This is a genomic window from Photobacterium lutimaris (genome assembly GCF_003025555.1).
Taxonomy (GTDB): Bacteria; Pseudomonadota; Gammaproteobacteria; order Enterobacterales; family Vibrionaceae; genus Photobacterium; species Photobacterium lutimaris.
This window is the reverse complement of the sequence record NZ_PYMH01000001.1, coordinates 256,090-271,003: the sequence shown is the minus strand read 5'-3', so window position 1 is coordinate 271,003 and position 14,914 is coordinate 256,090. Positions and strand designations below refer to the sequence as shown.

The 14,914-nt window shown below is 49.0% G+C and carries 4 protein-coding genes; 1 reads left to right on the top strand and 3 read right to left on the bottom strand.

Translation table 11 applies throughout. The features are described 5' to 3' along the window. Window positions 1–2: 2 nt before the first annotated feature. Window positions 3–1,229, bottom strand: coding sequence for a sodium/glutamate symporter (gene gltS, locus C9I99_RS00935; RefSeq protein WP_107347809.1), 1,227 nt, complete (start codon window positions 1,227–1,229; stop codon window positions 3–5). 192 nt (window positions 1,230–1,421) lie between these two features. After that, on the bottom strand, window positions 1,422–2,645 hold the full coding sequence (gene trpB / locus C9I99_RS00930; protein WP_107346971.1) for a tryptophan synthase subunit beta: 1,224 nt from the start codon (window positions 2,643–2,645) through the stop codon (window positions 1,422–1,424). Between the two features lie 354 nt (window positions 2,646–2,999). Between trpB and C9I99_RS00925 the strand changes: the two genes are divergently transcribed. Further along, on the top strand, window positions 3,000–3,392 hold the full coding sequence (locus tag C9I99_RS00925) for a DUF6232 family protein (protein WP_107346970.1): 393 nt from the start codon (window positions 3,000–3,002) through the stop codon (window positions 3,390–3,392). Here the strand turns inward: C9I99_RS00925 and C9I99_RS00920 are convergent. Continuing rightward, window positions 3,379–14,835, bottom strand: a complete 11,457-nt coding sequence (locus C9I99_RS00920; protein WP_107346969.1) for a retention module-containing protein — start codon at window positions 14,833–14,835, stop codon at window positions 3,379–3,381. The genes C9I99_RS00925 and C9I99_RS00920 overlap by 14 nt on opposite strands. Window positions 14,836–14,914 lie beyond the last annotated feature (79 nt).

The window sequence follows — 14,914 nt, the reverse complement described above, 5'->3', positions numbered from 1 at the left end:
AATTAAAAATTCGCAAGGAAGTACGGGATCATCAGAGCATTGACCAAGTCGATAAAAAACGCGCACACCAGAGGCACAATGATAAAGGCAAGGTGGGAGTTACCGTAGCGCAGGGAGACCGCAGACATATTAGCCATGGCTGTTGGTGTTGAACCTAGCGAGATACCGCCAAAGCCAGAGCAAATTACCGCCGCATCGTAGTTTTTCCCCATCACCGGGAAAACAATAAAGATATTGATCAATACCGCAATGATAAACTGCGCGGTAAGAATGGCGAAAATCGGCCCAGCCAAATCAATCAGCGTCCATAGCTGCATACTCATCAATGACATCGCCAAGAAAGTCCCCAAGGCAATATCTGCAATTAGGGCTACTGCGGGTTTTCTTGCTGGCCAACGGGTACCGGTAATCCGACGAAAACCGATATTATGCACAATATTGGTCATTACAATACCAGCAAACAAACAGGTGACGAAAAGCGGTAGCTGCAAGCCCATCTCAGCAATTGACTCGTTGAGGATGTAGCCCAGAATGACACAGACGTGGATAGAGAAAACGGCATCAAGGAAATCAAAACCGGTAATATGGCCGTTTGAACTATCTTCCGCTACCCCTATATCCAATGCTTCTTTTTTCTCTGGCTTCAAGTCATGTTTGGTGATCAAGAACTTGGCGATAGGGCCGCCCATCAGGCTTGCCAATATCAGGCCGAAAGTGGCACAGGCTACCCCAATTTCCATCGCGTTACTGATGCCATAACCTTCAGAAATACGCGGTGCCCAGGCAATTGCAGTACCATGACCACCAATTAACGATACACTGCCGCCGAGCATTCCCACCGAACTGTCGAGGCCGAACGCTGTTGCAACACCAATCCCGGTAAAGTTCTGCACCATCATATAGCCAATGGTGATCGCCAGCAGGATAACCAGCGGCAAGCCCCCTTTGAGCAAATCCTTCAGGCTGGCATTGATACCAATCGTGGTGAAGAAGTACACCAAGAGTACATCACGAGCGACCAAATCAAATTCGATGGCTATATCCGACACACTATAAATAAGCGCAATCAGTACCGAAAACAGAATACCGCCTGTTACCGGCTCAGGAATACTGAACTCTTTGAGCGGCTTAAACACACTATTAAGTTGGCGACCAATAAATAACACCAGAATCCCGATGGTGACGGCAAAAAAGGAATCAAACCTCAAAATACCATTAACCCAATCCATTTCCATGTCGCTATATCCTTAACGTTGCTAAAATTTGCATTAACCCTAGCAAAAATAAACTAAAAAGAGTGATTTAAGAATCAATAAACACTGACTGACATGCAGACACTATGTGATGAAAACTGAGACAATAAAAGGCCAGCGAAGATAACTCGCTGGCTTGCTCAACGGTCTAGTTTCGTGTGTGTTAAATTAAATCAGTGATTCAATACCGTATTCTTTACCATAATTCTCGACCACAAAGTCGATATCTTTATCACCACGACCAGACAGGTTAATTAGGATTGAGCCTTTTTCACCTTGCTTGGCCAACGTCAGGGCATAGGCCAAAGCATGGGCCGACTCGATTGCCGGAATAATTCCTTCGCAGCGTGATAACTCGAAAAAGGCATCAATCGCTTCCTGATCGTTGGCAGTACCGTAGTTCACGCGACCAATATCTTTCAGGTAGCTGTGCTGAGGACCTACCGACGGATAATCCAGGCCACTGGCGACTGAATACACTTCCTGAGGCTCGCCATGTTCGTCTTTGAGCATATAAGACTTGAAACCGTGCATCACGCCCGGCTCGCCTAAAGACAGTGTCGCTGCATGCTCACCCACTTCCGTTAATGAACGTCCAGCTGGCTCAACACCGTGAATAGCAACATCCTGATCATCTAAGAAAGCGGTAAACAGTCCCATCGCATTCGAGCCACCACCAACACAGGCTACCAAGTTATTGGGTAGGTTTCCGGTCATATCCTTAAACTGGATACGGGCTTCATTGCCGATAATCGACTGGAAGTCACGGACCATCATTGGGAAAGGATGCGGACCAACCACAGAGCCAATGGCATACAGCTGGTTGATAGGATCTTTCAGGTAAGCTTCAAAGGCGGCATCCACCGCCTCTTTCAATGTTTTTCGGCCATGGGTAGCCGGAATGACATTGGCACCGAGAATACGCATACGAACAACGTTCGGGTGCTCTTTGGCAATATCTACCTCGCCCATGTAAATATCACACTCCAACCCGACCAGCGCGGCTGCTGTTGCCAGCGCCACGCCATGCTGACCAGCTCCTGTTTCGGCAATCAGCTTTTTCTTACCCATTTTCTTGGCCACAAGGGCTTCGCCAAGACAGTGGTTAATCTTATGCGCACCGGTATGGTTGAGATCTTCGCGCTTCAGATAAATTGGCGCACCGTATTTAGCCGATAGGTTCTCAGCATGGAAAATAGGACTTGGTCGGCCAACAAAGTGTTTATATAACCGCGCTAATTCTTCCTGAAACGCCGGGTCTTGGCGACATTCATCATAGGCTGCCGTGATATCTTCCATCACTTTTTGCAGCTCTTCAGGAATAAAGCTTCCACCATATTCACCAAAATAGCCTTCAGCATTCGGTAAAGCGTGATCAAACGAGTTCTTCATGGCATTCCTTGTCCTATTCAATGAGTACACTCAGCAATCATAAAGGCTTATATGCCAAGATTGAATAGTAATAGGATGAATATTTGGGATAAATGTGATCTTGAAGATTGTTCTTGGTGGTGTGGTGGCTATGAACAGAACACCTAACTGGTCTAAGGTGCGTTATAGGTTTGCTAATTTAGCAAATTACAAAAATTTCGATAAATTTAAACCTCGAAACGTGACGCTTAAGTCATTGTTTCCATTGGTATTAGTATATACGCGGTGTTAGTGTAAGGAAAATATTGTTGGTTGATTCATTTTTGACAGCTGTCGCTAATATCATCCTAATTGGCTAAAAAACGTGAGTGTAAAATGATTGTTTCTAATGATTTTGAGGTTACAACAAGTAGCATGCGATATAAAAAGAATATATACCAACTAAAAAAGATCAATCGCGTAAGGGTCAAGACTAACAAATTTAAAGATCATATTTTGAGGGCCGTTTTCTTTGGTTTACTTATTTCGAGTATATTATGGGTTATCGCCCCACCGACTATGGGACTACTTACAGCCCCCCTCGTACTTGTTGGCGGAATAGTATCAGCACTCGCTTCAATTAAAAGGTATGAGCTACAAATCGAATTTAAGCATACTGACGGAACAGGCTTGCAGTGGATATCCGTAGCCAAAACCAATCGTCATTCCGTTAAAGAAATATTTGATGAAAAAAGTGATGAAGTATTTAGAATGCTTAATCCACAATAAACACCCCGTTAGTAAATAACTCATTAATGATTTCATTCGATGTCGAGCCCGTACCAAGCCCTAATGACGCGACATCGATATTTTCAACGACGATGTTTTGCTCAGAGGTATCGCTGACCGCGACCGACAGATTCACTGTCTCATCAGCATCAATACCAGCCGTGATGTTATTGAGTAGGCGATCGAGGTCATCGTCGCCGTTATCCGGTAAGATCTCAGCAATATCGAGCAGATCGAGATTGATTTCGAAATCTTTCACTATATCGGTAAACGGCGTGCCAGAGGTGGACACATCTGCAGCTTGCCACGTGAAGACATCTGCAGCACCGTCACCGGTACCATTGAGTTCACCGCCCCACAGTTCGTCATTACCTGCGCCGCCAAGCAGCTCATCACTGCCTCCAGCCCCGACTAAGATGTCATCTGCCAGTCCGCCGAATAAACGTTCATCGGCATCGCTACCGAGCACAAGGTTTTCGGCGTCGTTGTCCCCCGCGCCGACGTCATTACCGGTGTTGGCTAAGTCATCGATACGGACTCCAATCAACAGCTCGGTCGATTCGGCTTCACTACCATCTATTTCCTGCGAGATGCCGACTAAGGTCAAGCTGTTCGTGCCTTCGGGGAGATCTGCCGCGAAGATATTATCAAGCTCACTGCTTGCCACCCGCCAGCTACCATCACCGTTATCGGTACCAATTTCAGCCCCGGAGCTATCGACCAACCGCCCAGCGCCTAGGTTCCGCACTTCCAAAAACAAGGCTTCATCGGCATCAGCGGGGATCACCACCAGCCCGAGTAATGGGACTAATGTGTTCAAGGTGGCACGTGTATCTGCCAGTTGGGGCACTGTTAGCTCTAGCGTCGGTGGCTCAGGTTTAGGGGTAACGGTGACATTGATAATAATAGCGGCCTGCTGCGGCCCACCCGATCCGACATTGCCGTTATCGTTGGCAACCACATTGATGACATCATCACCTTTGAACTCAGGATTGCCCAAATACGTAACCCCTGCAGCTAGCGCCGTATTGATATCTGTAAGACTACCCTCGAGTGTAACCGCAGCACTGCCGTTATCCGTTATCGTAACCCCAGTGGTTTCAACCGCTGTTAGACCACCATTGTTGGCCGTGACGGTGACTGTCATCACCCCACTGCTACCCGCCTCATCGAAGTCGATGTCGGTAACACTCAAACCGCTGATCACCAATGGCGAGTCTTCTTCCACAGTCTGATCTCCAATAACGGGCAACTCTGGTGCGTCATTAACCGCCTCAATATCCAAATTGATCGTCACAAACTGCGCAATATCGTCGGTAGCCACGTCAGTTTGATCAACAGCGCGGATTTCCAAGTCCAACTGGCCATTCCAATTATCACTGTTGGCATCGCCGGGTATAAACACTAGGCGGTCCAAATCTGAACTATCGACCGTGACCAACCAGACACCACCTCCCTGATCCGCTACCGTGCCTGTTACACCATCAGGCAAGGCAATTTGGCTCGAATCAGGTATATTACTGATTTGAATTTGCAGCGTTTCCGGTGGATTTTCTGACACATTCGTCCCGCTGCCGGTATAACTGTCGCTGTTATCAAAGGCTTCGATATTGAGGATAAGGTCGATATTGTCATCCTCGGTGCCTTCGCCTGTTGGAGTGACATCAATATCGACCCGGTCCGCAATGGGGTTTACCACCACGGTGAAAGTTGCCGTATTTTCGACAGGTAAGTCCAAACTGTCCTCTTTGGAGAAAACCACAATCTCCAGCTCCACCGAGCCACTGAAATCTTTTGGTGGGATAAGGCCAAGGCTGCTTAAATCAAAAGAGTCACTACCGGGCGGCACAGCCACACTCCACTCGCCCCCACCATTGTTATCTGCACCGTCAATAATAAAACCTTCCGGTACGTTGACGATTTTTATCGACAAGATCGATTCAGAACCATCAATATCGACCACATTTCCGCTGATATCGGCAAAGCTAATAGCGCCACTGTCTTCATCGCCCTCAACCGGAGTATCAATCCCGATGACGTTCACTTCATCATTAACCGCTATCACCTCAAAAATAATGCTGCCATCAAAGCTGGCTGTATCGGTTTGGATCGTCGCCCCTGTGGTTTCATCATATTCGGCTGTGTCAACAATCGTGACAGCCACATCCAATGAGACATCACCACTAAAATCTTGAGGAGGAACATAACGAATAGCACCTAACTCGCTAATATCGGTGATTGTCAGACTGGTCACCTGCTCACCTGCCGCATTAAGCAAAAAGCCACCAGCAACACCAACACTAATAACAGCCTGCTCGATGGTCTCGAGACCTTCTAGGGTTGTGGTGCTGATATCGGCAACGGTAGCAGTAACGTCGAGGATGATGGTGCCGTCCTCATAAGCGATATCCGGATAAATTACCTCAGGCTCTCCGCCTTCAATAGATTGGCGATCCGCATCCAAACCTTGGGTTTCCACCACCGACACACCAATATCTGGCACCCGAACATTGTCACCGGTTCTGTCGGGAACATCGACAATAGGCGCAATACGCACCGGAATGGTACCTGTAACTTCGTTGAAATCACCACTGGCGGTATCGGTATTGACGTATTTCACATTAAGCAAGAAGTCACCGGCAAAATCCTGCGGAAGGTTCAAGGTAATACCGGATAAATCGACGCTGCCGTCCGCCTGAACTGGTACTTTAATCACATATTCACCAGTGACAAAGTTGAAATCCATGCCGGAGATTGTGGCCCCATTAGGCAAGCTAGCAGCACTGATCACCAATGAAAGCTCATCATCTCCCTGGTTTTCCCCGACTGTGCTTAGGCTCACAATCTGATTCAGGAAAGTCCCCAGAGTCACCGCTGTATCTTCTGCACCGGTAACAATAATGCTGTCATCTACGACGATATCGGCCGCAAATTGATCGTTGAGCGTATTACCTTGAAAGTCGATAGTCAGCGTGCTGTTAACGATTTCAACAGTGCTAGGGTCAACATCATCGCTCTGATCTCGCACCTCGGCAGCAATGGCTATGTCCACAGTACCGATAAAATCTGCCGGTGCGAGGATCTGGATATCACCCAGGCTCCCCTGCGGTACCGTCCAACTGCCATCGCCGTTGTTAATACCGCCAATAACAACAAAATCGGCTTCAGGATCAGGGAAGGTGATCACAATAGACAAAATGATCTCGTCACTGCTGGGATCGAGATCTTCAAACACGATCTGCCCATCTGAACCATCCCCACCACCAAGATCCAAGCTGCCATCGTTCGAGACAATCGTATCGACAAAATCCGTAGAGCCTGCCGGGATCACGCCTATCTCAGCATCCGGCTCGACCACAGCCTGAATAATGACATTCAAGGTGCCGTTGACGACTTGAACATCGGTTGCCGTCGAGTCGACATCCACTTCAGTAACAGTAACCTGTGTGTTAATAGCCGTTGCGCCAGTAAGATTTAAATCAGAATCTTCCGGAGCCAGCAATTGCAGTTGCGCCCCATTCAGTAACTGAGTCAACTGTGCTTCCGTCAAGGTGACTGAACCTGCCGCATCAACAGTCAATGTGGTAATCGTGCCGCCATCATTACTCTGCAAGCCATAGTCGGGTTGGATATTATTCACCACCAATCCGGTGATTTGCTCTTTGCTGTCGGTCAATACCGGCTGCCAATTAAGATTAATCGGCTCATCTTCCAGCCCATTACTTCCCCTTGTGTAATCCTCGGCATCGACCACGGGCTCGATATGAATAACGAGCTGGAATACGAACTCACCTTGGTCACCATCGTTTTCTGTCACCACAATATTGGCATCGAGCACAATATCTTCCGTGCTGTTCTCCGGAGGACGGATGCTGATTGCCACGGGCTGATCGGGGTCACCAATATCCTCACCGGTCAACTTCACTTCATAACGAGGTAGGCCATCATCGTCAAAACCGACAAAAACCAGTGTTTGTTGATTGCCTTCAGCATCAAAAATCTGAGTGCCTTCAGGGATATTGGACACCACAAAGCTCAGGGTTTCAGAGTCATCCAACGGCGCATTGGCCAGTTCACCCGATACCAAGCTGAAATCGAGTACTGCATCGGTATCTTCATCAACCGTGGTTTCAATCCCGGGGACTTCGCTACCAACAATTTCGGTCCAGTTACTGCCGCCGAGCTCAAATTCAGGCTCATCAACCACACCGGTTAATGCCACTTCAATAAACTGCGCGGGTGTGACCAGCACATCTTCAACAGTCTCTACCGTGCCATCCTCAAGGGTAATGTCGACCACATCTTTGACGACACCTTCCACTTTAATTTGAAAATCAACATTACTTTCCGGTACCGGGATCAGCACGACTTGATCTAATTCTTCATAGAGAATTTCATATACGCCATCGCCACCTGGAGTTAGGACAGTCCCATTTTGTGATAACAGTGCGCCATCAGGCAGTTCAGAAATGCGGACAAACAGGGTTTCAACCCCGAAGTCGTCATCAAGATCATCAAGCTCAGTTAACTCGATAAGCGGAGCAAGAGTGATAGGTTCATCCTCTAGTGACTCTACCCGGCTGATCTTGAGCTGGGCGTCATCAGCTACAGGAAGGACGTTCACCAGTATCTCTTCGGTTATTTGTGCCGTTTCCGAGCCCGGCACAAAGTGTCCGAGTTCTGTACTTTGCGCGGTCAGGTTCAAACGAATATCACCGCTGAAATTATCGATAGGGTCAATGTCAATAGTATCTACTGCTGTCACTGGCACTTCAAACACACCCGGCGCGACTTCAATTATCCCCTCACCAATGATCTGGGCTTGCCCTTCAGTGATGGTAATAAAATAAGTTAGCTCCTCCGACCCATCGGTATCTTGTAACAGTGCCTGAAATGACTCACTGAGGCTGATGTTGTCGCCGTCCTCCTCTCCATCGCCATAGTAAAACACTGCGGTATCAGCGAAAGCCGGCTCATCAGCAATACCCAATACACTAATAGATAAAGTGCCATCTTGCAGAGGCTGGTTTACCCCATCAACGGTCACAACCTCAGCGGTTACCGTAAAGTCCAATAGATTATTCAGCTCAAACAAGGTCGAGTAATCCGGCTCCGGCACGAAAGTGACACCTTGCAGATCAAACACCCCATCACCATCGGGATCGATAAATGCGGTGGGATCAATTAACACCTGCCCCCCAACAGGCTCTATCTCGACGCCGTTGAGGAAAAACTGACCATGAGGATCAGCCGGCAGGACAATGCGCACATCACCGATCTGCTCACCGCGATCCGCATCACCAATATCTATCGACATATTGATCGGGATCCCGGTCGTAGGATCGCCAAGCGATTCGTCAGGGTTCCGACCTTGATCTTCAACACCTTCGGAAGGCTGTACCACCAGCGTCGGTTCTTCGTCAGTGATGGTCATCGTCAATGTGCTCTGGCTAAGATCGCTATCGCCATCGGTCACTTCAAAATCAACATTGGCAACAATCGGCTCGGCACCATGGTCGATATTTGGCAGAGAATTAAACAACACCTGACCTTCGGCACTGATCAATAACTGACCGAGCAACTGACCGTCCTGATTAACGTCAAAGCTAAAGAAACCCTCTGCATCAGGTGTGCCCGTCAACTCCTGCCTAACACCTTCAATGATAACTGCCGTAACTTCGGCATCATCGGCCCCTTCTTCAGGGACTGTCAGTACATCGAGTGTCTCTGTCGACTCCCCTTCTTCTATCGATTGGAAGACAGCATCTTGGGTCTGTGGAATATCATCATCTATCGTCACGGCAAAAGTCACTGCCGGGCTGATATCGCCATCCTGATCAATAGCGGTGGTCGAGAAAGCAATGGTCAGCTCGGTATCATTATCTGGTTGGATATGATCCAGTGCACCCAGCAAGGTAAAGCTATAGCTATCATCCGCAGAGGTGCCCGTTGCGATAAACGCCAAGACGAAGATCACCACACCGTTCACTTGGCCTTCATAGGTGTTGGTGGCGGTATTGAAAACCAAGGTGACCTGTTGCCCGCCAGCCGTTAGCGTGCCTGCATTCGCGGTATTGAACGCATCAACATCGACCTCATAGTTAACGATTTCATCCGAGCCGGAATCAAAGATGATTGTTGCGGTGGCGGTTTCCCCATCATCATCCGGTGTCGAACCGGGATGAAAATCTCCTCCCTCATCTATATCACTTTCCAATACCGTTACCGAGGGGATGGTTCCGATAGCCGGATCAGTACCATCAGTAATCGTGGTGGTGATAAGCACAGGTGTTTCCAGGAAGTCACCATCGGTATCTTGAACCTGAATGGGCAAGTCAAACACAATGGAATCGTCTTGCTGGCGTACCAAGCCGGTATTATCCGTTCCGTTATGGTCCAAGGGTTTAAGCTGGGTCACAGTGGTGGTGATATCGACCTGTTCACCATCGCTGTTTTGTACCGCAGTAACAACTGCGGTTAATACCGTTTCACCACCAGCAGATAGCGTAAGAGTGCCAGTGCCAGTATCCCAAGAAGCAGTAACCGGTAGCCCACCTGCGGTAATTTCTGCCTCTAGTTCAGCGAGTAACGTTGCTAGCTGAACCGGATCGAGATCGACCGTATCTGGTTCCAATCGATCTACGCCTGCAGCAATAGTGATCGCTACGTCACCGGATACTGGGTACTCCGGGTCATCTTGTTCTGGTGTCAAATCTCCTTCGGTGAAAGCTATTTGTGCCGTATTTCCGCCAACAGGATCCGTCCCGTCTTCAATCGTTATAGTGATTGAACCTTGTGTTGTGTCATTGTCTCGATCTGTCACCTCGGTGCCTAACACCAAGGTAGCAAGATCAGAATCATCAATTTGGTCTAGAGCTTGCAACTGAGTGACACTGTAACCACCTGTGGTATCAATTGAGATATCCAGCACCACAATATTCGGGTCATCGGCCCTAGCCACTGTAATTTGACTGCCAGAAACCGTAACTACCAGGTCAAAACCATTACTGGTTAGATTATCTAGCGCAGGTTGTGCGGCAGAAAATAAGACGGAAACAACATCGTCACTGCCTTGAATGACCTCGATATTGCCTGTCCCCGATGATGTCCCATCATCGCCTTCATTGAGGGCCAATCCGGAATCGTCGCCAAAGGCAGGATCATCACCGTCTTCAATATTGATAGTGACGGTGCCGATATTGGTATCCCCATCATCATCGGTAACCCATACATCTAACGGCAACGAGATCGTATCACCGGCAAGATGATCAAGGTTGTTGTTGAGGGTCAGGGTGTAGTCACCGTCCGGGGTCATCACCACAGTGAACACACTCTGCGGGATACCGTTGACATCAATAAAGGCATTGAGGGTACTGCCGCCAACGACCTCAAACTGCACCGGAAGGCCGTCGCTAAACAGGCTATCAAATGCGGGTTGGTCAGCCACAAAGTTAATCGTCGCGACTTCATCGCTGCCGACATCAACGCCAATTTGACCGGGGGTCGGTACATTGAGATCTGCTGTTTCATTTACCGTGACAACGCTACCCTCTGCAAGCTCGGGTATCGGCCCATCGGTAATCGAAGCGGTCGTACTGACCAGCGCAACTAAGCTATCGCCATCAACATCGGTAGCCTGCAATGGCAGATTTACCAATATCAACTCATCACTGACCGATATAAATCCGCCACTGTTTCCATTGATATTGTGATCCAGTGGTGCCGATTGCGTCACCGTCATAGTCACATCGACATCCTGACCATTACCGGACTGTACCGGGGTAAACACGATAGTTAGCACCGTGGTGCCGTCTCCCAACACACCAACTAACTCGTTAGTAACTGGATCATAGCTAAATGCCAGTGCCTCTCCGCCGCCGGCCGTCAGTTCGCTATTTAGTTCAGCCAAAATCGCAGCCAATTGCTCAGGACCGATTTGGACAGATTCCGGCACCAAACGATCAGCGCCCGCGACAATCACCTCCAGTTGCTGCTCGGTGAGCGGGTATTCGCTCGGCGCTTGGTCAGGCGGGGCGAGGTCCGGCTCAGTAAAATCGACGGCGATAGTGCCACCACCAGCAGGATCATCGCCATCAGTGATCGTAATGGCTATCTGCCCAGGGGTTTGGTCGCCATCGTCGTCAGTGATCACCACATCAAGTGGTATTAACAGGCTATCACTGTCGATATGATCCAGCGTTCCGCTGAGCGTTGCTTCAAACTCGCCATCAATATTGATGGTGACCAACAAGATGGTATTTCCCAGCGAATCTACCAAAGTGATTTCACTACCTATCGGTGTCCCACCGCTCACCAAGCTGACTGGATTGCCATCACTGGTAAAGTTAAGTGCTGCCTGGGTATCGGCAAACAGCAGTGAAGCAACGTCATCACTGCCTCTATCAATACTTATCGTGCCCTCAATGGCCTGATTTGCATCGTCGGTTTCATTGAGACTAACTCCAGCCCCGTCTCCCAAAGCCGGAAACTCACCATCCGTAATTGTCACAGAGACACTGGCAGGTTGGGTTAAGTCATCACCGTCGGTATCGGTTGCCATCAGCGGCAAGGTAAAGACAATTTCCTCTTCATTGCTGGTGATATAGGGCGAAGTAAGCGTCGTGTCGAGGTGATCGAGCGGTTGAAGTTGAGTCGTTATCACCGATACGGTTAAGTCGTCACCGTTATCTGCCTGAATACTGCTAATCGCAACCGTTAGCACCAAGCTTCCATCAGGCAAACGCGCTTCCAGCAAACCGCTGGCTTCAACAAATGTTACTGCCAATGGTTCACCGGCCGAGCTCAGTACCGCTTGCAAATCAGCTATCACACCGGCAAGTTGAGCTGGATCTATCGATACCGAATCAGGAACAAGGCGATCGGCTCCGGCAACAATATCCAAGGTTGCCTCGACAGTTTCGGGATAGTTACTGGGCTCAAGATCTGGCTCCACCATAGCAGCCACAGCACTTTCTCCGCCCGCGGGATCTGAGCCATCAATTAGAGTCAGTTCTATTTGGCTATCATCCGTATCACCATCATCATCTGTTGCCCGTATATTTATGGGCAAATTAAGCTGATTATTATCAGCTGGTTGATCGAATGCATCACTTTGTTCGAGGATATAGGAGCCATCATTGGTAATGGTCACCGTCAGTATAACTTCGCCTTGGTTATTGCTGATCACCAACTGGTTTTGATCAACTTGATAGCTAACCGACTCGCCATTGCTGGTAAAGCCAGCAACCACACTCGCAAGTTCGGGGGTATCGATAAACACCACACTGGCAATGGCATCACTGCCCACATTCAATTCGATTGACCCCGTTGTCGTACTGACCTGCCCAGCAGGCGTATTATCCGGATCAGTAATTTCAGCGCCAGAATCAGTACCGAAGGTAGGTACATCCCCATCAATAATGGTGGTGGTTAATATTGCTGGGGTATCAAGGAAATCCCCGTCGGTGTCATTGGCTTGAATCGGCAGCGTCACCATAATTTGTTCGCCGCTTACAGACACGAACCCATCACTGTTTCCACTGGTAAGGTGATCGAGCGGCAGCAATTGAACTAAGTCAGCGGTAATAGTGATCCCCAACCCATCGGCGCTTTGCACGGAAGTCAGTGTTAACGTCATGGCGACTTCGCCATCAGGCCTTACGCCAGACAGCACATCGGTTGCATCGTCATAACTAAAGGTAAGCGGCTCCCCGCCCGAGCTTATCTCTTGCTCTAGTTCGATGATGAGATCGGCCAATACCAGTTCATCAATCGTAACCGTATCGGGATCCAACCTATCTATGCCCGGAGTTAGTTCAACGGTGTCTTGCCCAGCCTCCGGGTAGTTGTTGGGTTCCAAGTCGGGCTCAACAACGGTGATCTCGCCGATTTCTCCTCCCGGTGGACTATTACCATCAATACTGATCAGCACCACTAAACCATTAGTACTGTCGCCGTCAAAATCAGTTGCCGTTACCGCTAATTGCAACACCAGCTCGGCACGATCCAACTCATCAAACGGCTGTATTTGACTGACTACATAGCGACCATCGGTGTTGATAGAAATAGTTAGTACCAACTCTCCTCGACTATCCACCAGCTCCAGCTGGTTACCGTTTACTGATACGGTTGTCTCAAAGCCGTTGCTGGTTATGTCTTCCAAATCAGGCTGAAGAGTATCAAACACCAAGGTGCTGATTTCGTCACTGCCTACATCCAAGGGGATTGCCCCTTCGATATCAATGCCAAGTGAATCAGCTTCATCAATGACTGTACCCGCATCAGTGCCGAGCAATGGATTCTCGCCATCAAAGATAACCGAGCTGACCTGAAGAGGAACACCCAAGGGATTACCTGCCAGGTCAGCCCCTTGCAATGGCAACAGCACCGTAAGCGCATCATCAATATTGGTGACTAGACCACCGCCCTCCCCATCGGGAAGGTGATCAACCGGTCGCTCCAACAAGGTCGTGACGGTTACAGTGACATCTCTCCCGCCAGTTTCAGCTGAGATCTGGAAGGCCACCACGGTATGACCGTTGCTAATACCGATAATTGCATTACTGGTGGGATCAAACGTAAAGGCAACAGGCTGTCCGCTGGACGTCACCTCGGCATTTAATTCTGCCAACAAGTCTTCCAACAACGCCGGGGCGAAAGTAAAAGAATCAGGGTTTAGCGGGAGTGACCCGGCACTCACGATCACTTGTGTTGAGGACTCGGAAGGATAAGCATTGGGTGAGAAGTCGGCTTCGGTTAACTGCATTGCCCCCGTTTCACCGCCAGAAGGGGCAAACAATGGCGGAGTGTCATCAGCGGCGGCAATATCACTTCGCTCAAACTGGGTATCAAAGCCCGCTTCTGCCAACGTCGCATCGCCGTTGTAGTTGATAATAACAAAACCGCCATTGGCTGTTTCGCCACTGCTACCCGTACCGCTAGCCCCTCCTAAAGCACCAGCAGCTGGCGGAGCCAAAATATCGGTTGGATCGGCTCCAGCCAATATTTGCTCCTGAATAGTTGCCAACTCTTGCTCACTTAGCCCGAGCTGAGCAAAGGATGCCTCATCAGGAAATTGCCCCAAAGGCTGGATAACCAAACTTGCTGGGAAATCCGCTAAGCCGCTGTCTACATTGCCGGAGGGAGCAGCATCACTAAATGGAGCAATCAGCACACAGGTCGGACAGGGCCAGTCAACGATTACCGGCTCGCCATTTCGCATGACCACGTATTGCGAATTGCTATCAGCCAATATCATCTGGCCTGCGGTAATAGGAATAGCCTCGCGCGTTTCTACCGCCTGGGTCTGTCCATTGGACTTAACAAGATAGACATCTCCCTGATTCACCGTTACTCCAATACTTTCAGCAAGCTCTACTTCACTGGGTTGCGTAAAATTTGAAGATACATTAGAGGGAGTATTAGACGACGATGAATCAGCCATATGCACTACTCTTGACTGTATGATAAGGAATGTAAACCCCTTCAATTCTAGTCTCGCTTTCGAGCCAACTATCACAAAC